Origin of the sequence: Microbacterium istanbulense, from assembly GCF_037204145.1 — a bacterium.
GTDB lineage: Bacteria > Actinomycetota > Actinomycetes > Actinomycetales > Microbacteriaceae > Microbacterium > Microbacterium istanbulense.
This window is the reverse complement of the sequence record NZ_JBBDGN010000005.1, coordinates 38,971-60,379: the sequence shown is the minus strand read 5'-3', so window position 1 is coordinate 60,379 and position 21,409 is coordinate 38,971. Positions and strand designations below refer to the sequence as shown.

Here is a 21,409-nt window from a genome sequence, read left to right as displayed (position 1 = left end):
ACCCAAGTCACACCAAGCAATCCAGATCCAAAGGAGGATCGCAATGCTTCGCACAGCGTTCGCTCGACGAGGGGTCGCCGCACTCGCGACCACGGCCATCGCCGCCCTCGCGATCACCGGCTGCTCCAGCAGCGGCAGCACCGGTACGACCGGAGACGACGAGAAGGTCACGATCGAGTACGGCGTCTGGGACCAGAAGCAGGAAGTGGCCATGACGGCCATCGCGGATGCCTTCACCGCCGAGCACCCCAACGTCACGATCAAGATCGTCACCACGCCGTACAAGGAGTACTTCACCAAGCTGCAGACGTCGGTATCCGGCGGTTCTGCGCCCGACGTCTTCTGGATGAACGGCCCGAACTTCCAGCTCTACGCCTCCAACGGCGTGCTCGCCCCGCTCGGCGACGCCGTCGAGGCGGCCGACTACCCGCAGGGACTCGTCGACCTGTACACCTTCGAGGGCGACCTCTACGGCGCTCCCAAGGACTTCGACACCATCGCGCTCTGGTACAACACCGAACTGTTCGACGCGGCCGGCGTCGAGTACCCCTCCGCCGGATGGACCTGGGATGACCTGAAGGATGCCGCAGCCCAGCTGACGGATCCCGCGAAGGGGCAGTGGGGCATCGCCGCCGCCCAGGCGGGCCAGGAGAACTACTACAACTCGATCGCGCAGGCCGGTGGCGAGGTCATCAACGCCGACGGCACCGAGACCGGTTACGGCACCCCAGAGGCTCTCGCTGGCATCGAGCTGTGGACCGACCTCATCGCCGAGGGGTCCTCGCCCACCGCGCAGCAGATGACCGACACCTCGGCGCAGGACTTCTTCCTGTCGGGCAAGGTCGCGATGTTCCAGAACGGCTCCTGGGCCGCGGGCGCGTACGCCGGCAATGCCGACATCGCCGACAAGGTGAACGTCGCTCCTCTGGCAGCGGGCGTCGCGGGCAACCAGAGCGTCATCCACGGTCTCGCCAACGTCGTCAACGCCAAGAGTGAGCACCTCGACGTCGCGACCGAGTTCGCCACCTTTGCCAGCGGCGAGCAGGCCGCCGACATCATGGCAGAGTCCGGCACCGTCATCCCCGCCTTCAACGGCAAGCAGCAGGCCTGGGTCGACGCCCTGCCGCAGTACGACCTGCAGGTGTACATCGACGCGCTCGAGACCGCGGTGCCCTACCCGGTCTCGAAGAACACCGCGGCGTGGACGAGCATCGAAGGCGAGATCCTCTCGCAGGTCTGGGCGGGCAGCGTCACTCCGAAGGACGGCCTCGCCGACCTCGCGGAGCAGATGCAGGCCGCGCTCGACGCCGAGTAGGAGCTGAATCCATGAGCGACGTCGTCGTGCCTCGCGCCGAGACGTCGGCTGTGCGGATGCCGGGGGCTACCCCTCCGGCATCCGCCGCCGGCGGCGCAACCCGGGCGCCTCGCCCTGGTGGGCGCTGGTGTTCATCGGCCCCACCGCGCTCGGTCTTGCGGCCTTCTACCTCTGGCCGACCGTGCGCACCCTCATCCTCTCGTTCACCGAATCGGGGCCCTTCGGCGGCTCGGAGTGGGTGGGCATCGCCAACTACGAACGGCTCTTCCAAGACCCCGAGCTCATCGGAGCCCTGCGCAACACCGCGATCTACACCGTGATCGCGCTCATCGGCATCCCTCTCGCCGTCGGCATCGCCGCGCTGCTGAACACGACCGGCCTGAAGGGCCGCAGCGCCTACCGCACCCTCTACTTCATCCCTGTGGTGACCATGCCAGCCGCAATCGCGCTGGTGTGGCGCATGATCTACAACGGCGACTACGGCGTGCTCAACACCGCCCTCGGCTGGGTCGGCATCGACGGTCGCAGCTGGCTCACCGACCCCAGCACCGCCCTGGTGGCGATCGCCGTGGTGGGCATCTGGGCGGGCCTGGGTACCAACATCGTCATCTTCCTCGCCGGGCTGCAGGGCATCCCCGACACCCTGATGGAGGCTGCTGACCTCGACGGCGCCGGCCCGTTCCGCAAGTTCTTCTCCATCACCCTGCCGCTGCTGTCGCCGAGCATCTTCTTCGTCTCGGTGATCAGCGTGATCGGTGCCCTGCAGGTGTTCGACCTCGTCTACATGATGCTCGGCACCAACAACCCCGCCATGCCCGACACCCGCACCATCGTCTACCTGTTCTACGAGGCCGGCTTCATCGACAACGAGCGCGGCTATGCGGCGGCGATCGCCTTCCTGCTGCTCGTGATCATCCTCGTGCTGACGGTCATCCAGTTCCGCCTCCAGAAGAAGTGGGTGCACTATGAGTGAGCTCTCGGTCGACACCCGCGCTGTCGCCGGCGTGCCCGATGCCGCGCGCCGCCGGGCCGGTGGCACCCCGCGCATCCGCGGCATCTGGGCCGTGCACGTCGTGCTCATCCTCGGCGCCGTGATCATGGTCTTCCCGTTCATCTGGCAGACCCTCACCGCGTTCAAGACCTTCCAGGACTCGGTGCAGGTGCCGCCCGTGGTGATCCCCGATCCGTGGGTGTTCACGAACTTCGCCGAGGTCTTCGACTCGATGCCGTTCGCGCAGATGTTCGCCAACTCCGTGCTGCTCACGATCGGCCGGACGGTCGGGCAGGTGGCGCTGTGCACGATGGCCGGCTACGCCTTCGCCCGCATCCCGTTCCCCGGTCGCAACGTCGTCTTCGTGCTGTTCCTGTCGGTGCTCATGGTGCCCTCGCAGCTGTACCTGCTGCCGCAGTACGAGATCATCCAGTCGCTCGGCTGGCTGAACACCCTGCAGGCGCTGATCGTGCCCGGCATCTTCAGCGCCTTCGGCACCTTCCTCATGCGGCAGTTCTTCATGTCGATGCCGGCCGAGCTCGAAGAGGCGGCCCGGATCGACGGCGCGAACCCGTGGCAGACCTTCTGGCGCATCATGGTGCCGCTGGCGAAGCCCGGCATCATCGCCCTGGTCGTGTTCACGGTGCTGTGGTCGTGGAACGATCTGCTCTGGCCGCTCGTGGTGACCACCGACCCCGAGAAGATGCCGCTGTCGGTCGGCCTGGCGCAGCTCGTCGGCCTGCACGGCACTGACTACCCTGTTCTGATGGCGGGGGCATTGCTGGCGACCCTCCCGATGCTCGTGACGTTCATGATCCTGCAGAAGCAGTTCATCCAGGGCATCGCCTTCTCGGGAACCAAGGGGTGACGGATGTCAGGTTCGGACAAGACGAGCGGGGCGGCACGCCGCCGCCCCACACTGCGCATGGTGGCGGAGCTCGCCGGGGTGTCGACGGCGACGGTGTCGTACGTCTTCTCGGGGCGTCATGGCGCGGCATCCGGTGCCGGCGTCGCCCCCGAGACCGCGCGCCGGGTGCGTGAGGCGGCCGAGCAGCTGAACTACCGGCCCAACCGGTCGGCGCGCGCGATGCGCACCGGCCGCACCGACACCGTGCAGCTGTCATTGCACATGCTCAGCGACCCGTGGTCGCTGGCCGTGGCGGATGCGGTGAACACCCTCGCCAACCGGCAGGGCCTGACCACGCTCATCCTCGCAGATGGCGACTGGCACACAGCCCTGGACCGCATCGAATGTGATGTGGCGTACCTCGACCAGGCTCCCGATACCGACGAGGGGCGCCGCAACCTGGCCGATCTCGTCGAGCGGGGCCAGCGCCTGGTGGTGTTCTCGGAGACCCTCGAACCCGAGGGCTACGACGTCATCCGCTCGGATGCGCTACCCGGGTGCACGCTTGCGATGGCGCACCTGCTCGAGCGACACACAGCGATCGGCTGCCTCGCCGCCGAGAACGCGGTGCGGCTGGCTGGCGAACGAGCCACCCGGTACACCCCGTACCTGGAGCAGATGGCGAGCCGTGGTCTCGTGCCCGACGAGGACTGGACCCAGACCTACGGCGAGACGCAGGCGAGTGCCTTCGCTGCCGCAGTGCGGCTGCTGTCGGCGAAGAATCGGCCGACGGCGATCTACGCCACCACCGACTTCGCCGCGATCGCCGCGATCAACGCCGCCCACATGCTCGGCCTGCGCGTGCCGCACGATGTGGCGGTGATCGGTGTCGGCAACACGCCGGATGCCACCGCCATCACCCCCACCCTGACCACCGTCGGCCCGACCGACTTCTACACGCGGCAGGCGCAGATCATCGTCGAGCGGGCGCTCGCCGATGAGGATGCGCCCGCGCAGCTGCATGAATTTCCGTGGTCGCTGTTCCCCGGCGGATCCACCGACCTCGACGCGCCGGCCGTCCGGCAGTGACACGCACTCAGAAGGAGACCTGTTGGACCTCAAGATCGGCATCATCGGCTTCGGCGCGCGCGCCTCGTTGCGCGAGGAGGTACACCGCCCCGGCCAGGGCTCGCGGGTGACGGCCGTCTGCGACCTCGACGCGGGGGCGCGGGATGCCGCACGAGCCGAGCTGCCCGAGGCACTGATCACCGACGACGTTGATGAGCTGCTGGCCTCCGGCGTGGACGCGGTGATGGTGCTCACCCCCGACCACACGCATGCCGAACTGAGCATTCGGGCGCTGGAAGCCGGCGTCGCGGTCTTCTGTGAGAAGCCGCTGGCGATCGACCTCGCCGACGCGGACGCCATGCTCGAGACGGCTCGGCGCACGGGCACCCGCCTGTACATCGGTCACAACATGCGGCACATGCCCGTCGTCACGCTCATGCGCCGCCTCATCCAGGAGGGGCGCATCGGCGAGGTCAAGGCCGTCTGGTGCCGCCACTTCGTCGGCCACGGCGGCGACTTCTACTTCAAGGACTGGCACGCCGATCGCACTTACTCCACCGGGCTGCTGCTGCAGAAGGGCGCGCATGACATCGACGTCATCCACTGGCTCGCCGGCGCCTACACCGAACAGGTCGCGGCCATGGGCGAGCTCAGCGTGTACGGGGATGTCACCGACCGTCGTGACCGCACGGGCGAGCGGATGCCGGACTGGTTCAGCGTCGACAACTGGCCGCCGGCATCGCTCACCGGCCTGCATCCCACGATCGACGTCGAAGACATCTCGCAGGTGAACATGCGGCTCGCCGGCGGCATCCTCGCTTCGTACCAGCAGTGCCACTTCACGCCCGACTACTGGCGCAACTACACAGTGATCGGGACCGAGGGACGGATCGAGAACGTCGGCGACACGGCCGGCGGCGTGGTGAACCTGTGGAACAGGCGGCACCGCGGCTACGCCGAGCCCGACGAGGTGTTCCCGATCGAGTCGGCCCCGGATGCCGGGCATGACGGCGCCGATGGCCTGTTGGTGGCCGAGTTCCTGCGCTTCGTGCGGGACGGCGGGCTCACCGAGACCTCGCCCGTGGCGGCGCGCGAGGCGGTCGCCGCCGGCATCCTCGCGACGCAGTCGCTGCGCGGCGACGGTTCCGCCGTCGCCGTGCCGCCGCTGGACCCCGACCTCGTCGCCTACTTCGAGCGCGGTCAGATCGAGCTCTGAGACCCGCAGGCTTTCCCCCAGCCTGCCCCCGAATGGGCGTCCGGCCGTTCCCCCAGCCTGGCCGGACGCCCGCTTTGTCGTGCTCGCTCAGGACGCGTCGCGGAACACCGCGCGGCCGACGGCCGTGTCGGTCAGGCGCCAGTCGGTCTCCTTGTTGGTGTGAAACAGGTTCACGAACGAGGCGCCGTGGTCGCGTGCGCGCTCGATGACCATGCGCGTCCACCCCTCCTGGGTGATCCAGTCGGCGGCGGTCGCCTCGTACGGGGGATTCTCCGGCCACTGGTAGACCCAGGTGCCCCAGGCGGCGAAGAACGGCCCGCCCGGCTGGAAGTCGGTGGGCTTATCCGGAGCGGATGCCGTCTCGGCGATGCCCCAGGGCTTGCCGTTCGCCAGCGCCTTCAGGCGCACGACGGGACCGTCGGCACGGGCGAAGCCGAAGACATCTTCAGCGCTCTGCCAACCGGGCGAGCCGGCGCGCACGTTGCTCCAGTTGAACCCGTCGAGGGCGAGCGCGTCGACGTACGCATCGCCCGGATAGTACGCCTCGAAGGGGTACGGGCCCGCGCCATAGTTGAGCGGGTTCCACAGCAGGACCACCTCGGGGGCGATCGCCTGCTTCAGGGCGTACACGTGTCGCCACATGGCGATGTACTCCGCCGGGGTGTTGGCGCCGGGGGCGGTGCCGCTCGACCAGGGGCGCGCTGAGTCGTCCATCTCCGGCGCGAAGCGCACGATGATCTCGGCCTCGTCGGTACGGGTGGCGGCCTGCGCCAGCCAGGACTTCAGATGTGCGTCGAACTGGCCGGCGGCGATGTTACGCGGCGCGAACTGCGGCTGCTGCCCTGCCGGAAGACTCCAGTTCCAGGGCTCCCAGGCGATGAGCAGCGCGGAGCCACGCCGGGCGGCGGCATCGGCGAACTTGTGCGGGAATCCGGGTGACTGCACGAAGTCGACGTAGGTCGACAGCATCCCGTTGGTGTAGCTGAACTGCTTCTCTTCGGTGGCCATCGTGGTGAGCGTGTGGGAGGCCCACCCGAGGATCATCGCGTCGTCGGCGTCGAGGATGCTCAGCTGCGTGGATGCCGTGCGGGGAGTGGGGGCGGTGGGGAGGGGGGATGTCGCCGCGGTGGCTGCGGGTGCGGCGATCAGCGCTGCCAGTGGCAGACACAGCGACCACGCGAGCAGGCGCGCACGCGTGGTCCATCGATGAGGGATCATGTGTTTCCCCCGAGTGGGGAGTGGGGAGCCGGTATATCGGTCGGTGTTCACATCTTCACGTGCCGACAGGCTCCAGCGCGAGGGGGTCTCTGGCGTCACGGCACGCAGAGCGGGCCATGCGACGCTTCGGCGCGGGCTATCCTGACTGCACGATGAGCATCACGCGCCGCACCCTGCTCGTCGGCGCTGGCGCCGGCGTCGTCGGGGTGATGCTGGCCGCGTGCACCGGCGATCCGGTCCCCTCGCCGTCCACCTCGTCGCCCACGCCGCGGCCCACGCCGCCCACCGCCATGCCCGCACCCGTCTCGTGGATGCGCAGCCGCTGGTCGACCGATCCGTATGCGCTCGGCGCTCGCAGCTACCTGCCTGCGGGGTCCGCTCCCGAGCTGCGTCAGGCGCTGGCGGCGCCCATCGCCGACCGCTTATTCCTCGCCGGCGAGGCCACCGATGAGAGCAGGCCCGGCACGGTGTTGGGTGCGGTCGACGCCGGCCGCGCTGCTGCCGCCGCCGCGATCGCCGCCGCGGACGGGCCCGAGCGCATCGCTGTCGTGGGGGCCGGTTTGGCCGGAACCGTGGCCGCGCGTGCGCTGGCCGACGCCGGTCACACCGTCACGGTGATCGAGGCGCGCGACCGTATCGGCGGCCGCATCCATTCCGTCACCGACAAGGACTCCGACCTCCCTGCCCAGCTCGGCTCCTGGCTCAGCGGCCCGGACGAGGCCGCGGCGCTGCGCGCACGGCTGCTCTCGCTCGGCCTCACTGAGATCGATCTCGACACCGGCACCGGATGGACCGCAGATGGCGAAACCGCCTCGCTCGACACGACCCCGCTCCGCGAGGCCATTCGCCGTGCCGGTGACGGTGCCATCGACATACCCCTCACTGACGCGCTCGCGCAGGCCGGCGCCGATCTCGATGATGAGGCGCTCGCCGCCTCGCTCGCCTGGGTGTCGGCCACCTCGGGGGTCGACCCGGAACGGGCGTCCAGTTGGTACCCGCCGAACCTCCTGGCCGATGAGCTCGTGGGTGCGCGCGGCGATGTGGGGGCCGTCGTCGCTGAGGCCGCCAAGGGGCTCGACATCTCGCTCAGTTCGCCGGTGGTGCGTGTCGCTCACGATGACAGCGGAGTGAGCCTGCGGCTCGGCACCGGCGAATCACTCTCGTTCGCCCGCGCGATCGTGACCGTACCTCTCGGCGTGCTGCAGAAGGGGGGCGTCGAGTTTGCCCCCGCTCTGCCGCTCACCCATCGTGGTGCGATCGCCGAGCTGGCCGCGGGGGCTATCGAGACGGTGTGGCTGCGCTTCGACGAGCCGTTCTGGCAGACGGATGCCGCGATCTGGCACATCATCGGCGGGGACGCCTCGATCCGCACCTGGCTGAACCTCGCCCCGGCGACGGGTGAGCCGGTGCTGGTGGGGCTGGTCGGCGGCGCGGAGGCAGAGGCGTTCGCGGCGCTGGACGACGAGGACGCAGAACGGGTCACGGCGGCCTCGCTGACCTACGTCATCCCCGCTGGCGAGTGACTGCGCGAATCGTCGACGTGCGGGCGGGGGTGGGAATGGCCACCGTCGGGTAGGCGTGACTGATGGCGACGAGCACGGTCGCCACGGCAGCGAAGATGGCCAACGCGATCGCCGTGCTCCCGATGAGTTCTGGCAGGCCCGAGACCTGCCGCGGATCGAGGAAGTAGTACGGATACCACCCGATGAGCGACCCACGCCAGATGGTGATGACGCCCCACACCACCGGGTACAGCAGCACATAGGGCACCACCCGCCAATGTGCGGGATGGCGGCCCGGGCCGAGTGTCCATGCGACGAGCGTCCACGCCGGCAGGATGAAGTGCAGCACGGCATCCGACCAGGGAACCGAGATCGGGATGCCGCGCAACCGGGCCTGCCAGACGATGAGACCGAAGGCGAGCCCCGCCGTGGTGGTCCAGCTGAGCACCAGTGCACGCGTCGTGGTGAGCCAGGTCGGATCTTCCGGCAGGCGCATCGCGACGATGCCCGCGATCACGGCGACGATGGTGAAGGCGGTGTTCGACTGGATGGTCAGATAGGCGAAGAAATTGTCGCCGGCGATCGACTGCGAACTGAGCCCCCACAGGCCGCGGTGCACGAGCGAGACCAGACACACGAAAGCGGTCACCAGACGTGACCAGCCGAACGCCTGTCTCGTGATCACGCGCGGTGTCGCCCTCCTGTTCTCGCCCCCTGGGCTGAGTCTACGGAAAGCGCACCCCCGCTAGAGTGGCGGCGTGACTGCGCTGCGTGTTCTTCTCGTCGCTGTCGGCGGGATGATCGGCACGTCCGCGCGTCTCGCGCTCGGTCTCGTGCTTCCGGATGCCGGTCTGCCCTGGGCCGTGCTCACGGCGAACGTGCTGGGGGCGTTGCTGATCGGCGTCCTCACCGCGCGTCTGCCCTCGCCCGAGGTGCGGGTGTTTCTCGGCACCGGAGCTCTCGGCGGTTTCACGACCTACAGCGCACTCACCGTCGGTGCCCTGCAGACCGCGCAGGATGCTCCGCTGCTCGGCATCGTCTATGCGGCGGGCAGCATCGTGCTGGGCCTTGTCGCCGCGGCCCTGGGCTTGCGGCTCGGTCGGAGATCGGAGGCAGCGCGATGACGCCGCTGATCTTCGCGCTGACCGCGGTCGCCGGCGGTGTCGGCGCCGCCGCGCGGTATGTGCTCGATGTGACCGTCGCGCGTCTCACCGGCACGCGATTCCCGTGGGGCGTGTTCGCCATCAACCTGCTGGGTTCGTTCTTGCTCGGGCTGGTCACCGCGCTGCTGCCGGATGCCGCCACGGTCGTCGGCCTGGGGCTGCTCGGCGGGTTCACGACGTTCAGCACCGCGATGGTCGACACGGTCGCGCTCTGGCGCGACGGGGCACGTCGGGCATCCGTCTTCAACGCCGCCGGGATGCTGCTGCTGGGCCTGCTCGCCGCCGCCGCGGGGATGGGGCTGGGCTCTCTCCTCTGAATGCGGTTCTGTGGTCCCGATCGCGGTAATGTACATCTGTACAGAAAGGGGTCAGGATGCCGCACGCCACACCGCGTCGTCGTCGCGACCCCGAAGCGCGCCGCCGCGAGATCGTCACCGCCGCGGCCGAGCTCATCATCGAGGTCGGCGTGGACGCGCTCACGCACCGCATGATTGCCGCGCGGGCCGGTGTGCCCCTCGGCGCGACCACGCAGTATTTTGCGACGCTGGACGACCTTCGCGCCGAGGCGCTGACATGCCTCGCCGCGGTGGTGGATACCCGGATCGACGACATGCGCGCCGCGCTCGCTGAACGCGGAGCGACCGCCGCTGTGCTCACCGATCTCGTCATGCAGGGGCTGAACGACGCGCATGCGCTCGAAGCTGATCGGGCGGTGGTCACCGCCGCGGTGCACGACCCGACGGTGCGTACTCTGGCCCGGCGCTGGGTCGACCAGATGACCGAGTTCCTCGCCGAGACCCATGGCGTTCAGCGCGCCACCGCCGTCACCGTCTTCATGGACGGCATCCTCTGGCACTCGCAGATGCACGCGCAGCCGCTGCCTGCCCACCTCATTCAGACCGCCCTCGCCGACTTGCTCGGCGAGGAATCCCGCACTTCGTCCCCGAGCGACTGAAACGAGCCCTGCATGTCGAACCTCGCCGTCCTGAGCCTGCGCAACCGCGCGCTCATCGCGCTGATCACGATCGTCGCCGCGGTCTTCGGTGGCCTGGCGCTCACCAACCTCAAGCAGGAGCTCATCCCCTCGCTCGAGTTGCCCGCCCTCGTCGTGATGACCAGCTACCCCGGCGCCTCGCCCGAGGTCGTCGAGAACGACGTCTCCACCCCCATCGAGACCGCGATCCAGGGCGTCCCGGGGCTTGACTCGTCGAGCGCCACGAGCACGACGAACGCGTCGATCGTGCAGGCGACGTTCGACTACGGCACCAACCTCGCCACGGCCGAGCAGAAGATGCAGCAGGCGATCAACCGCATTTCCTCCACGCTCCCCGAAGATGTCTCACCGCAGGTGCTCAGCGTCTCGATCGACGACTTCCCCGTCATCCAGATCGCGGTGACCGGCTTCGATGACGCCGAGACCGCCCAGGCTGATCTCGAGAACGTGGTCATCCCCGACATCGAAGACGTCGACGGCGTCAACGCCGCGCAGATCGTCGGCGGGGTGGGTCAGCGTGTCACGATCACCCCGGATGACGCCGAGCTCGCGGCCGCCGGCGTCAGCACCTCCGCGATCCGCGATGCGCTCGACCAGAACGGCGTGCTGTTCCCCGGAGGTGACATCACCGAGGGCGACGAGACGCTGACCGTGCAGACCGGGGCGAAGATCACGTCGGCCGACGAGATCGCCGAACTGCCACTGGTGGGCACCGACGTGACCATCGGCGACGTCGCCGAGGTCGTGCAGGAGGCCGACCCCGTCACCTCGCTCTCGCGTGTGGACGGCGAGGATGCCCTCTCTATCGCGGTGACCAAGCTGCCGGCGGCGAACACCGTCGAGGTGTCCGACGGGGTGCTCGCCGTGCTCGACGACCTGGGCGAGACCTTCCCCGGCGCCGAGTTCACCGTCATCTTCGATCAGGCCCCGTACATCCAGCAGTCGATCGAGACGCTTGCGACCGAAGGCCTGCTGGGTCTGGCATTCGCGGTGATCGTCATCCTCGTCTTCCTGCTCTCGATCCGCTCCACCCTGGTCACCGCGATCTCGATCCCGACCTCGGTGCTGATCACCTTCATCGGGCTGCAGGCGTTCGGCTACTCGCTGAACATCCTCACCCTCGGCGCTCTCACGATCGCGATCGGGCGGGTTGTCGACGACTCGATCGTGGTCATCGAGAACATCAAGCGCCACTACGTCGAGGGTGCCGACAAGATGAAGGCCATCCTCCTCGCGGTGCGCGAGGTGGCGGCGGCGATCACGGCATCCACCATCACGACGGTTGCGGTGTTCTTGCCCATCGTCTTCGTCGGCGACATGGTGGGTGAGCTGTTCCGCCCGTTCGCTGTGACCGTGACGATCGCCATGGTCGCGTCACTGCTTGTGGCTCTCACCATCGTGCCGGTGCTGGCGTACTGGTTCCTGCGACCCGGCAAGCCCGTCATCGACGAGAACGGCCAGCGCATCGACCCCGAAGACCCGGCCGCCCCGCCGACCCCGCTGCAGCGGATGTACCGGCCGATTCTCGGCTGGACGCTCAAGCACTCGGCCCTCACCGTCGTTCTCGCCATCGTCGTGCTCGCGGCGACCTTCGCGGCCGCACCGCTGATGAAGATCAACTTCCTCAGCGACTCGGGCCAGAACACCATGACCGTCACGCAGGATCTCGGCCCCAGCGCCAGCCTCGAGGCGAAGTCGGAGGCGGCCCTGGCCGTCGAGGACGCCCTCGCCGACATCGACGGCATCGAGCACGTGCAGGCGTCGATCGGCTCGAGCGGCTCCGCGCTGCGCGACGCGTTCTCCGGCGGGGCCGGGGTCACGTACTCGATCCAGACGGATGCCGATGTCGACCAGGAGGCGCTGCGCGCCACCGTGCAGAAGGCCGTTGAAGGCGTCGAGGATGCCGGTGAGATCGTCGTCGCCGGATCCAGCGGCTTCGGGTCGAGCAACATCGAGGTGACCGTCACGGCGCCGAACGCCGACGCGCTGCAAGAGGCGACCGACACGCTCGTCGCCGACCTCGAGGGGCGTGACGGCATCGGTCAGGTCACCGACAACCTCGCCTCGTCGTTGCCCTACATCGCCGTGGTCGTCGACCGCGACGATGCCGCTGCCCGCGGTCTGTCGGAGGTGGCCGTCGGCTCGATCGTCTCCGCGTCGATGCGCCCGCAGCAGATCGGCACGGTCGAGATCGACGAGACGGCGCTGACCGTCTACCTCGCCGCTGACGAACCGCCCACGACGGTCGCGGCCCTGCGCGAACTGGTCATCCCCACGGCGACCGGTCCCGTCGAGCTGCAGGACATCGCCGTGGTCGAGGAGCGGGAGGGACCGACCTCGATCACCACCGAGAAGGGTCAGCGCACCGCCACGATCACCGTGCCTCCGGCATCCGACGACCTCGCCGTGGCGACCACGTCGGTGAACGCCGCGCTCACCGGAACCGATCTGCCCGACGGCGCGCGCGCCGAGGTGGGTGGCGTCACCCAGCAGCAGGCGGACTCGTTCTCACAGCTGGGTCTGGCGATGCTGGCGGCGATCCTCATCGTCTACGTGGTGATGGTGGCGACCTTCAAGTCGCTGCGGCAGCCGCTGCTGCTGCTGGTGTCGGTGCCGTTCGCGGCGACCGGTGCGATCCTGCTGCAGATCATCACCGGGGTGCCGCTGGGTGTGCCGTCGCTGATCGGTGTGCTGATGCTCATCGGCATCGTGGTGACCAACGCGATCGTGCTCGTCGACCTCGTCAACCAGTACCGCGAGAAGGGGCTGTCCACCGCCGACGCCGTGCTCGCCGGTGGAGAGAAGCGTCTGCGCCCGATCCTGATGACGGCGCTGGCGACGATCTTCGCCCTGACGCCGATGGCGCTGGGCATCACCGGGCACGGCGGGTTCATCTCGCAGCCCCTCGCGATCGTCGTGATCGGTGGTCTGGTCTCGTCGACCGTGCTCACCCTGATCGTGCTGCCGACCCTGTACAACCTCGTCGAGGGTGCCAAGGAGCGGCGAGCCGCGAAGCGGCGGGGTACGGATGCCGAAGAGGCCGCGCCTGCGGCATCCGACGACCACCCGCTCACGCGGCGCGAGCGACACGGGGGTTGAGGTCGCCGCGCCCCGCCTGTTCGGGAGGAGATCGCACGCTGGGGAGGAAGATTCTGACCTGCGACTCCTCCCCACGCGGAGATCTCCTCCCAAGCGCGCGGCGCGCGGCTGGGTGCGACGCGAGGTCAGTCGAGTCGGATGCCCCAGTGCAGCTCCCACGTCTCACCCGGGGCGAGGCGACGCAGCCCGCGGCCGGAGTTGAAGGCCTCTGCGGGCGCGGTCATCGGTTCGACGGCGACGACGAGCGGCTGACCCGGATAGCGGTCGGTGGTGAAGGCCTGCACGTAGTCGAAACCCTCGCCCTGCCAGACCGTGACCGTGCGGCCGTCCGGTGCCGTCAGCGTCGTGCGGGCGAGGCCGTCGGGGTCTCGCCGCAGCGTTGCGAAGCCGGTGTCGAGTTCGACGTCGCCCAGGCGCCGCCCCGCACGCAGGTCGGTGCCGCCAGAGACGGGCTGCTCGCCGATCGGCAGCATCCGGTCGTCGGTCTCGAAATAGGTCTCGGCGGGGATGTGCAGCACGAGCTCGCGCGGGTCGACGCCGCCGATCGTCACATACGGATGCGTGCCGAGGGCGACGGGCGCGGTCGTGGCCGAGTGGTTCGTGAGGGTGTGGGTGACCTCGATTCCGGCATCCGTCAGCGCGTACGTCACGGTCGTCTCGACGAGGTACGGATAGCCGGTCTGCGGCACGATCGTGCCGCGCAGGGTGAGCGATGACTCGGACTGCTCGACGAGGTCGTACGCGGTGAAGCGCAGCAGACCGTGGCTGGCGTTGCGCAGCTTCGGCTCGGTGATCGCGAGCGCGCGAGTGACATCGCCGTCTTGCCAGACGCCGTCGCGGATGCGGTTCGGCCACGGCACCAGCACGACACCCGAGGCCATCGGCGTCGGCTCATCGGCCGGGTACGGCGGCACGATGTTGACCCCGCCGACGGCCAGGTGGCGCAGTGACGCACCCACCTGGGTGATCTCGGCGGCTACGTCGCCGCGGCGCAGGGAGAACGGGATGCCGGTGGGCGAAGGCGTCTCAGACATGCGCTCATCGTATGCCGCGCGGCGGCTTCACAGGTGGCTCCGGTATTCTGGGGGCGTCGGCTTCGGGCGCCGCGCTCCGCGCGGATCGTGTTCTGAATGTGTGAGCCCAGGGGCCGATGGTTCATAAACCATCACATGAATGGCCCCGGCCGATGAACGCCCGGGTATGTCCGCCGTGCGCTGAGCTCTGTGCGCACGGGGCGGACGCTGTTCTCGTGTCAGAGACAGTCAGGAAACACCATGCCCAAGAATGGCAAGCCCAAGGGCGGTCGCCCCGCCCGCAACTTCGAGCCGCGCTACGGCGCCAAGAAGACTTCGTTCCACGACCGGCACGCCGGTGGTCGCCCTGGTCGCGATGACCGGACGGATGCCGGTGAGCGCCGCACCCCGCGCGGCCCCGGTTCGGTGAGCCCGAAGCACCGCGGGTACCGTCCCGCTGAGGCCGAGGGTGGCGAGAAGCGTCGCTGGAGTGCACAGGAGCGCGCCGGCCGCGATGAGGCCCGCTCGATCCGCAACCGCGCCGAGTCCGGCCGCCGCGAGGCCCCGCACCACGATCGCCGCGACGACCGCGGCTACGATCGCCGCGACGACCGCGGGTACGACCGCCGCGACGACCGTGGACCGCGTCGCGACGACCGTCGCTTCGAGGGTCAGCGCCAGGAACGTGGCGAGCGTCCGCGGTTTGACCGCACCGAGCGCCCCTCGTTCGACCGGAGCGGTGGCGATGACCGTCCGCGGTACGACCGGAACGACCGTCCGCGGTTTGACCGTAACGATCGCGCTGACCGTCCCCGTTTCGACCGTAACGAGCGTCCTCGCTTTGATCGGAACGACCGTACCGACCGTCCGCGGTTTGACCGCGACGAGCGCCCGCGTCGCGACGACCGGGCATCCGGCGACCGTCGCTTCGACCGCACCGAGCGCCCCTCGTTCGACCGCACCGAGCGTCCGCGTTTCGACCGCAACGACCGCACCGACCGTCCGCGGTTCGACCGCAACGAGCGTCCGCGTTTCGACCGTAACGATCGCACCGACCGTCCGCGTTTCGACCGTGATGAGCGCCCGCGTCGCGACGACCGGGCATCCGGCGACCGTCGCTTCGAGCGCACTGAGCGTCCGCGGTTCGACCGTGACGAGCGCGCAGCGCGCGCCGATCGTCCGAGCCGCAGCGACTGGAACCGCACCGCGGCCCCCGCGCGCGAGCAGGTCGAAGACGTCGTGCACGAGCGCCTTGAGGCGCAGGCCGTGCAGGCCGTCGAGGTCGCGGATGTCACCTTCGGTGACCTCGGCCTCGGCTCGAACATCGTCGAGACGCTGAAGAACATGGGCGCCGAGACGCCCTTCCCGATCCAGGCCGCGACCATCCCGTCGATCCTCGAGGGGCGCGACGTGCTCGGCCGCGGTCGCACCGGCTCGGGCAAGACGATCGCCTTCGGCGCGCCGCTCGTCGAGCGCATCCTGCTGTCGCAGAAGGGCAAGCGCCGCGAGATCGGCCGCAAGCCGCGCGCGCTCATCCTCGCCCCGACCCGTGAGCTCGCCCTGCAGATCGACCGCACCGTGCAGCCGATCGCGCGCAGCGTGGGCCTGTTCACCACGCAGATCTACGGTGGTGTGCCGCAGGCGCGGCAGGTGGGCGCGCTGAAGAAGGGCGTCGACATCATCATCGGCACCCCCGGCCGCATCGAAGACCTCATCGATCAGGGCAAGCTCGACCTCTCCGAGGTGCGCATCGCCGTGCTCGACGAGGCCGACCACATGGCCGAGCTCGGTTTTGCCGAGCCCGTGCAGCGCATCCTTCGTCAGACGGGCACCGACCTCGACGACGGTGCCGCCAGCCAGAAGCTGCTGTTCTCAGCGACGCTCGACCGTGAGGTCGCAGCCCTCGTGGACGAGTTCCTCGTCGATCCGGCCGTCTACGAGGTCGCCGGCGAAGACCAGAACTCGGGCACGATCGACCACCGCGTGCTCGTGATCGAGCACCGCGACAAGGCCGACGTGCTCACCTCGCTGGTCGACCGCGAGGGCCAGACCCTGGTGTTCGCCCGTACCCGCGCCTACGCCGAGATGCTCGCCGAGCAGTTCGAGGATGCCGGCATCGCCGCTGTCTCGCTGCACGGTGACCTGAACCAGGCCAAGCGCACCCGCAACCTGCAGAAGCTCACCTCAGGCAAGGTGCAGGTGCTGGTCGCGACGGATGTCGCCGCGCGCGGCATCCACGTCGACGACATCGATCTGGTCGTGCAGGCCGACGCTCCCGACGAGTACAAGACGTACCTGCACCGTTCGGGCCGTACCGGCCGCGCTGGTCGCTCGGGGCGTGTGGTCACGCTGATCACCCGTCACCGTCGTCGTCGCATGGAGGATCTGCTCGGCCGCGCCGAGATCGACGCGCCGTTCGATCAGGCCCAGCCCGGTGATGACGTGATCGAGGAGATCGCCGGCCGCATGCCGAGCGAGGCCGACCTCACCCGCTGACCCGCACGCCCTCGAGGGGTCAAGAACTGTCGCATCCTGCCCGCGCAGGCGACGGATCTTGACCCCTCGTCGCGTCTGCGGGGTCGTCAGACCAGCATGTGCTCGTGCACCGAGGTGCTCAACGCCGTGCCGTTGAGGTCGAGGTAGAGCACCCGTTCGGTGATGGTGAGCGTCAGCGTGTTGCGGCGTTCGAGCAGATCTGCTGCCGCGTCGATGAACCCGGTGTCGAAGCTGAACACGCGGATGTCCTCGGCGCGGTGGATGCGCTTGCCGGCCCACGGCGCCATCACCTTGGCGGGGTCTCGGTGCGTGTAGACGACGGTGCGGTCGGCGAGGCGGCTGCCGTAGTGCAGTCGCTCGGCGTCTGGCGCACCGACTTCGATCCAGGCGGTGATGCTGCCGGTGAGGTCGCGCACGAGCACGGCGGGTTCGTCGGTCTGCGAGATGCCGCCGCCGAAGTCGATGCCCTCGGCGTGCTCGAGGCCGTGCGCGATCACGCGGGTGATCATGTACGCGTCGGTCTCGGACGGATGCCGCGCGACGCGGAGTGAGTAGTCCTCATAGACGCCACGATCGGTGTCTGCCAGTTGCACGTCGAACGTGATGATCGTTGAACCGATGGCCATGATCGTCGAGCCTACGCGGGATGCGCAGTCGCCTCGAAGCGGAACCGCACGAGTACGGCGAGGGTGTCGTCATCGACACGGAAGGTGGGATCCCCCAGCCAGGTCCGGTAGTCGGCGCCGTGCCAGTAGCGCTCATGCGCTTCGCGCCACTCGGCGACGGTGGCGTACCCCTCGCCCTCGTTGCGCGCGTGCTCTTCGTCGACATCCGCGAGGCGCACGATGCGCACCTGTTCGATCGTCTCGATGCCGATTGACGCTCCCGAGGAGTCGACGACGGATGCCCGAGAGCCGACGTCGGGGAGGGGCTCGCCATCCACGTCGAGTTCGAGCAGCAGAAGTGTCGTGGTCGTCTTCGCGCCGGAACGGATGGCTGCCAGGAGTCGGTCGCGGAGGGGCCCGGGGAAGGCGTACTCCGAGATCGGCAGGTCATCGGTGGGCATGTCGTCAGCGTATCCGGCGTGATCGGCGGGGACGCGCGACGGCGTCAGAAAAGGGTCGGCGCGGCAGGTGGTGCGGCGGCCGCGGGCACGGTCGAGCGCGGGCGTGCGCGCGGAGGGCGCGGCTGTTCGTCTTCGTGCCGCATCTGCAGTCCGTGTGCGCGGATGAGCGGCCGCACGCGCTTGGCGAGCCACTGCCGGTAACCCTTCGGCGCCTCGGCGGCAGTGCCCGGGTACAGCCCGCGGTACGACGAGAGCAGTTCCGGATGCTCGCGCTCGAGCCACTGTAGGAACCAGGGCTTCACGCCTGGCCGCAGGTGCAGGGCACCGTAGATGGCGTAATCCGCACCCGCTTCCTTGATGCGGCGCAGCGCTTCGGAGAGGTGGGCGACGGAGTCGGTGAGGTGGGGGAGCACCGGCATGAGGAAGACCCCGACCTCGAAGCCGGCATCCGCCAGGGCGCGCACGGTGTCGAGCCGCGCCTGAGTGGAGGGCGTTCCTGGCTCGATCGAATGCTGCAGGTCGTCGTCGTACATCGCGATCGACATCTGTACGTCGATCGGTACCTGGCGCGCGGCCTCACGCAGCAGCGGGATGTCGCGCCGGATCAGCGTGCCCTTGGTGAGGATCGACATCGGCGTGCCGGAATCCGCCAGGGCCCGGATGATGCCGGGCATGAGCTTGTAGCGCCCTTCGGAGCGCTGATACGGGTCGGTGTTCGTGCCCAGCGCCACAGTCTCTCGCTGCCACGAGCCGCGCCGCAGTTCGCGTTGCAGCACCTCGGCGACGTTGGTCTTGACGACGATCTGCGAGTCGAAGTCACCGCCGCCGTCGAGATCCAGGTACTCGTGCGTCCCTCGGGCGAAGCAATACGTGCAGGCATGACTGCATCCGCGGTAGGGGTTGATGGTCCAGCCGAACGGCATCTTCGATGGCCCCGGCACGCGATTGAGCGCTGACTTCGCGAGCACCTCGTGAAAGGTCATCCCGGCGAACTCGGGCGTCGTGACCGAGCGCACGATGCCGGTGCGGTTCTCGAGTCCAGGCAGCGCATCGGCATCCGCATCGTCGATCGTCTGTCCCTGCCACCGCATATGTTCATTAGAACAAAGAAACGAAGGTTTGTCGAGGGGGTGTAGAAGACATGTACGGTCTGCGTGCTGTCCTGATCTGGGTCAGAATGGACGGATGCATGTTTCGCAGCCCCGGCACGCTGCGTCGCACTCCCGAATGCTTCTTGTCGCCGTCCCGATCGGACTGCTGTTCACGGCCGCGGCATCCCTCGGGGTGCTCGCCTCGACGCCGAAGATCGACTCCTCGGCGCCCCCGCTGCCCGCCGCGGCCGCGCAGCTGCCGTCGATCGACGTGGAGCAGCAGATCGCCGCCGACCCGTGCGCCGATGCCGAGGTCGAGGCCGCCGTCGCCGACGGTGACGATGAGGCCATCGTGCGAGCCTTCGGCGGGGGCGAGGAGTTCCGCGCCGCCGTCGCGGCCGGCAATGCTCCGTGCGTCTCGCTGGCAAATCCGAAGCGTGTGTGGGTGGTGGTGAACAAGGCGCGCCCGCTGGCGCCCACCGACTACGCGCCGGCGTCCCTCGCGCAGAACACGCTGCAGACGACGAGTCCCTCGGGTCGGATGCGTCCCGAGGTGGTCGAGGCCCTGGCTGACATGGCTGCGCAGGCCGAGGCCGATGGCGTCGGCGCGATCGGCGTCAACAACGGTTACCGCTCCTACGGGCTGCAGCAGGCCACGTATGCGGCGCACGTCGACGAGCACGGGCAGGAGAAGGCCGACGCCGGATCTGCCCGCCCCGGTCACAGCGAGCATCAGACGGGGCTCGCGGTCGACGTCGTGGCGTGCGGTGACGACGGATGCACGGGGCTGGATGCGTTCGGTGCCACTCCGCAGGGCACATGGGTCGCCGAGAACGCATGGCGCTACGGCTTCATCGTGCGTTACGAAGACGGTCAGACCAGGACCACCGGATACCTCGCCGAGCCCTGGCACCTGCGGTATATCGGCCCCGAGCTTGCCGAGGCGTACCGTGCGGGCGGCTTCCACTGCCTCGAGCAATTCTTCTCGCTGCCGCACGCCCCGGACTACACCGGCTGACGCCGCCGTTGCGGCATCCCACAACGCCGGTACGCAGTCTCACTGATTGTGGGATGCATTCTCACAATCGAGTGTCCCGGCCGTGGACGCAGACGTAGAATCGCGGGTGCGAAGACGCACGCACACGTCAGGAGGATGCCATGGAACGCGACATCTACGAAGAGGATCACGAGGCCTTCCGCGACCTCGTCAAGGACTTCGTCAAGCGCCACGTCTCGAACGAGGCTATCGAGCGGTGGGATGCCGCCGGTGAGATCGACCGCGAGACGATGCTCGCCGCGGGTGAGGCCGGCCTGATCGGTCTGTCGGTGCCCGAGGAATTCGGCGGCGCAGGCATGCTCCAGGACTACCGCTTCCGGGCGATCGTGAACGAAGAGGTCATCGGTGCGGGCGCCGGTTCGCTCGCCGGTGCCTTCGGCATCCAGGACGACCTGGCTGTGCCCTACCTCGTGCACATGGGTACGCAGGAGCAGAAGGAGAAGTGGCTGCCGCGCATGGCATCCGGCGAGATCCTCGGCGCCCTCGCGATGACCGACCCGGGAGCCGGCAGCGACCTGCGCGGCATCAAGACCAACGCCAAGAAGGTCGACGGCGGGTACATCCTCAACGGTGCAAAGACGTTCATCTCGTCGGGCAAGACCGCCGACATCGTGGTGACCTTCGTCAAGACCGGTGAAGGCACCCGCCCCGACGCGTTCAGCCTGCTGATCGTCGAGAACGGCATGGAAGGCTTCGACCACGGCAAGAAGCTCAGCAAGATGGGCTTCCACGGCTGGGACACCGCCGAGCTGTCGTTCACCGACGTCTTCGTCCCCGACGAGAACCTCATCGGCGGTAAGGAAGGGCTCGGTTTCGTCCAGCTCATGATGAACCTGCCGCTCGAGCGCCTGTCGATCGCCGTCTCGGCCGCCGCCGCGACCGAGGCCGCGCTGAAGTGGACCGTCGCGTACACCAAGGAGCGCGAGGCGTTCGGTGAGCGCATCATCGACTTCCAGAACACCCGCTTCAAGATCGCCGACATGGCCACCACCGTCGACGCCGTCTGGGCGTACGTCGACCGCGGTCTCAAGCTCTACGCGGCCGAGAAGCTCACCGCCGAAGAGGCCGCGCAGCTGAAGTTCTGGGCAACGGAGCGCGAGTGGGAGGTGCTCGACACCGGCGTGCAGCTGCACGGTGGCTACGGCTACATCACCGAGTACCCGATCGCCCGTGCGTTCCTCGACGCCCGCGTGCACCGTATCTACGGCGGCACGAACGAGATCATGCGCGAGCTCGTCGGCCGAAAGATCGCCGGCAAGCGCTAACGCCCACG

General features: G+C 68.7%; 19 protein-coding genes. 13 read left to right on the top strand and 6 right to left on the bottom strand.

Going from position 1 to position 21,409, the window contains the following annotated elements:
• Nucleotides 1-43 precede the first annotated feature (43 nt).
• From WDU93_RS06855 to WDU93_RS06835, 5 genes are all read left to right on the top strand, one after another.
• Nucleotides 44-1,315, top strand: a complete 1,272-nt coding sequence (locus WDU93_RS06855; RefSeq protein WP_337318913.1) for an ABC transporter substrate-binding protein — start codon at nt 44-46, stop codon at nt 1,313-1,315.
• Nucleotides 1,316-1,442: 127 nt separating this feature from the next.
• On the top strand, nt 1,443-2,288 hold the full coding sequence (locus WDU93_RS06850; RefSeq protein WP_337318911.1) for a carbohydrate ABC transporter permease: 846 nt from the start codon (nt 1,443-1,445) through the stop codon (nt 2,286-2,288).
• Nucleotides 2,281-3,174 (top strand): carbohydrate ABC transporter permease, encoded by an 894-nt coding sequence (locus WDU93_RS06845; RefSeq protein ID WP_337318909.1) that lies wholly within the window; start codon nt 2,281-2,283, stop codon nt 3,172-3,174. The genes WDU93_RS06850 and WDU93_RS06845 overlap by 8 nt, the downstream gene beginning before the upstream one ends.
• Nucleotides 3,175-3,177: 3 nt before the next feature.
• Nucleotides 3,178-4,242, top strand: a complete 1,065-nt coding sequence (locus tag WDU93_RS06840; protein WP_337318907.1) for a LacI family DNA-binding transcriptional regulator — start codon at nt 3,178-3,180, stop codon at nt 4,240-4,242.
• A gap of 22 nt (nt 4,243-4,264) precedes the next feature.
• Nucleotides 4,265-5,437, top strand: coding sequence for a Gfo/Idh/MocA family protein (locus WDU93_RS06835; RefSeq protein ID WP_337318905.1), 1,173 nt, complete (start codon nt 4,265-4,267; stop codon nt 5,435-5,437).
• Nucleotides 5,438-5,524: 87 nt separating this feature from the next.
• On the opposite strand, the gene WDU93_RS06830 is transcribed toward WDU93_RS06835, so the two are convergent.
• Nucleotides 5,525-6,655: a glycoside hydrolase family 26 protein gene (locus WDU93_RS06830; RefSeq protein WP_337318903.1), complete on the bottom strand. Its 1,131-nt coding sequence runs from the start codon at nt 6,653-6,655 to the stop codon at nt 5,525-5,527.
• Between the two features lie 152 nt (nt 6,656-6,807).
• Between WDU93_RS06830 and WDU93_RS06825 the strand changes: the two genes are divergently transcribed.
• The gene (locus tag WDU93_RS06825) at nt 6,808-8,178 is read left to right on the top strand and encodes a flavin monoamine oxidase family protein (protein ID WP_337318901.1); all 1,371 of its coding nucleotides are present in this window, start codon (nt 6,808-6,810) and stop codon (nt 8,176-8,178) included.
• Here WDU93_RS06825 and WDU93_RS06820 read toward each other — a convergent pair.
• Complete coding sequence (locus WDU93_RS06820) at nt 8,159-8,842, bottom strand: Pr6Pr family membrane protein (RefSeq protein WP_337318899.1); 684 nt, start codon at nt 8,840-8,842, stop codon at nt 8,159-8,161. The two genes, WDU93_RS06825 and WDU93_RS06820, sit on opposite strands and share 20 nt — an antisense overlap.
• Nucleotides 8,843-8,915: 73 nt before the next feature.
• Between WDU93_RS06820 and WDU93_RS06815 the strand changes: the two genes are divergently transcribed.
• Genes WDU93_RS06815 through WDU93_RS06800 form a run of 4 tightly spaced genes read left to right on the top strand, consistent with a single transcriptional unit; the run spans nt 8,916 to nt 13,413 of the window.
• The gene (locus WDU93_RS06815) at nt 8,916-9,281 is read left to right on the top strand and encodes a fluoride efflux transporter FluC (RefSeq protein ID WP_337318897.1); all 366 of its coding nucleotides are present in this window, start codon (nt 8,916-8,918) and stop codon (nt 9,279-9,281) included.
• The gene (locus tag WDU93_RS06810; protein WP_337318895.1) at nt 9,278-9,637 is read left to right on the top strand and encodes a fluoride efflux transporter FluC; all 360 of its coding nucleotides are present in this window, start codon (nt 9,278-9,280) and stop codon (nt 9,635-9,637) included. Before WDU93_RS06815 ends, WDU93_RS06810 begins: the two co-directional genes overlap by 4 nt.
• Nucleotides 9,638-9,693: 56 nt before the next feature.
• The gene (locus WDU93_RS06805; RefSeq protein ID WP_337318894.1) at nt 9,694-10,275 is read left to right on the top strand and encodes a TetR/AcrR family transcriptional regulator; all 582 of its coding nucleotides are present in this window, start codon (nt 9,694-9,696) and stop codon (nt 10,273-10,275) included.
• Between the two features lie 12 nt (nt 10,276-10,287).
• Complete coding sequence (locus WDU93_RS06800; RefSeq protein ID WP_337318892.1) at nt 10,288-13,413, top strand: efflux RND transporter permease subunit; 3,126 nt, start codon at nt 10,288-10,290, stop codon at nt 13,411-13,413.
• A gap of 125 nt (nt 13,414-13,538) precedes the next feature.
• On the opposite strand, the gene WDU93_RS06795 is transcribed toward WDU93_RS06800, so the two are convergent.
• Complete coding sequence (locus tag WDU93_RS06795) at nt 13,539-14,447, bottom strand: aldose 1-epimerase family protein (protein ID WP_337318890.1); 909 nt, start codon at nt 14,445-14,447, stop codon at nt 13,539-13,541.
• Nucleotides 14,448-14,687: 240 nt separating this feature from the next.
• Between WDU93_RS06795 and WDU93_RS06790 the strand changes: the two genes are divergently transcribed.
• Nucleotides 14,688-16,922: a DEAD/DEAH box helicase gene (locus WDU93_RS06790; RefSeq protein ID WP_337318889.1), complete on the top strand. Its 2,235-nt coding sequence runs from the start codon at nt 14,688-14,690 to the stop codon at nt 16,920-16,922.
• An 86-nt stretch (nt 16,923-17,008) separates the two neighbouring features.
• Here WDU93_RS06790 and WDU93_RS06785 read toward each other — a convergent pair whose 3' ends face one another.
• From WDU93_RS06785 to WDU93_RS06775, 3 genes are read right to left on the bottom strand one after another with little or no spacing between them, the layout of a single operon-like run.
• On the bottom strand, nt 17,009-17,548 hold the full coding sequence (locus WDU93_RS06785; RefSeq protein ID WP_337318887.1) for a YaeQ family protein: 540 nt from the start codon (nt 17,546-17,548) through the stop codon (nt 17,009-17,011).
• Between the two features lie 11 nt (nt 17,549-17,559).
• Complete coding sequence (locus WDU93_RS06780) at nt 17,560-17,988, bottom strand: ASCH domain-containing protein (protein ID WP_337318885.1); 429 nt, start codon at nt 17,986-17,988, stop codon at nt 17,560-17,562.
• A gap of 44 nt (nt 17,989-18,032) precedes the next feature.
• Nucleotides 18,033-19,079 (bottom strand): Rv2578c family radical SAM protein, encoded by a 1,047-nt coding sequence (locus tag WDU93_RS06775; RefSeq protein WP_337318883.1) that lies wholly within the window; start codon nt 19,077-19,079, stop codon nt 18,033-18,035.
• A 94-nt stretch (nt 19,080-19,173) separates the two neighbouring features.
• On the opposite strand from WDU93_RS06775, the gene WDU93_RS06770 reads away from it, so the two are divergent.
• Nucleotides 19,174-20,097: a M15 family metallopeptidase gene (locus tag WDU93_RS06770; RefSeq protein WP_337318881.1), complete on the top strand. Its 924-nt coding sequence runs from the start codon at nt 19,174-19,176 to the stop codon at nt 20,095-20,097.
• Between the two features lie 140 nt (nt 20,098-20,237).
• A complete protein-coding gene (locus tag WDU93_RS06765; RefSeq protein WP_337318879.1) occupies nt 20,238-21,401 on the top strand; it encodes an acyl-CoA dehydrogenase family protein in 1,164 nt (387 codons plus the stop codon).
• The last annotated feature ends 8 nt before the right edge of the window (nt 21,402-21,409 follow it).

What these genes read in the sequence shown, in the direction of transcription:
- WDU93_RS06785 (WP_337318887.1), bottom strand. Translation starts at nt 17,548, where the DNA reads ATGGCCATCGGTTCAACGATCATCACGTTCGACGTGCAACTGGCAGAC.
- WDU93_RS06810 (WP_337318895.1), top strand. Translation starts at nt 9,278, where the DNA reads ATGACGCCGCTGATCTTCGCGCTGACCGCGGTCGCCGGCGGTGTCGGC.
- WDU93_RS06770 (WP_337318881.1), top strand. Translation starts at nt 19,174, where the DNA reads ATGCATGTTTCGCAGCCCCGGCACGCTGCGTCGCACTCCCGAATGCTT.
- WDU93_RS06805 (WP_337318894.1), top strand. Translation starts at nt 9,694, where the DNA reads ATGCCGCACGCCACACCGCGTCGTCGTCGCGACCCCGAAGCGCGCCGC.
- WDU93_RS06845 (WP_337318909.1), top strand. Translation starts at nt 2,281, where the DNA reads ATGAGTGAGCTCTCGGTCGACACCCGCGCTGTCGCCGGCGTGCCCGAT.
- WDU93_RS06830 (WP_337318903.1), bottom strand. Translation starts at nt 6,655, where the DNA reads ATGATCCCTCATCGATGGACCACGCGTGCGCGCCTGCTCGCGTGGTCG.
- WDU93_RS06795 (WP_337318890.1), bottom strand. Translation starts at nt 14,447, where the DNA reads ATGTCTGAGACGCCTTCGCCCACCGGCATCCCGTTCTCCCTGCGCCGC.
- WDU93_RS06790 (WP_337318889.1), top strand. Translation starts at nt 14,688, where the DNA reads ATGCCCAAGAATGGCAAGCCCAAGGGCGGTCGCCCCGCCCGCAACTTC.
- WDU93_RS06780 (WP_337318885.1), bottom strand. Translation starts at nt 17,988, where the DNA reads ATGCCCACCGATGACCTGCCGATCTCGGAGTACGCCTTCCCCGGGCCC.
- WDU93_RS06855 (WP_337318913.1), top strand. Translation starts at nt 44, where the DNA reads ATGCTTCGCACAGCGTTCGCTCGACGAGGGGTCGCCGCACTCGCGACC.
- WDU93_RS06825 (WP_337318901.1), top strand. Translation starts at nt 6,808, where the DNA reads ATGAGCATCACGCGCCGCACCCTGCTCGTCGGCGCTGGCGCCGGCGTC.
- WDU93_RS06800 (WP_337318892.1), top strand. Translation starts at nt 10,288, where the DNA reads ATGTCGAACCTCGCCGTCCTGAGCCTGCGCAACCGCGCGCTCATCGCG.
- WDU93_RS06840 (WP_337318907.1), top strand. Translation starts at nt 3,178, where the DNA reads ATGTCAGGTTCGGACAAGACGAGCGGGGCGGCACGCCGCCGCCCCACA.
- WDU93_RS06765 (WP_337318879.1), top strand. Translation starts at nt 20,238, where the DNA reads ATGGAACGCGACATCTACGAAGAGGATCACGAGGCCTTCCGCGACCTC.
- WDU93_RS06775 (WP_337318883.1), bottom strand. Translation starts at nt 19,079, where the DNA reads ATGCGGTGGCAGGGACAGACGATCGACGATGCGGATGCCGATGCGCTG.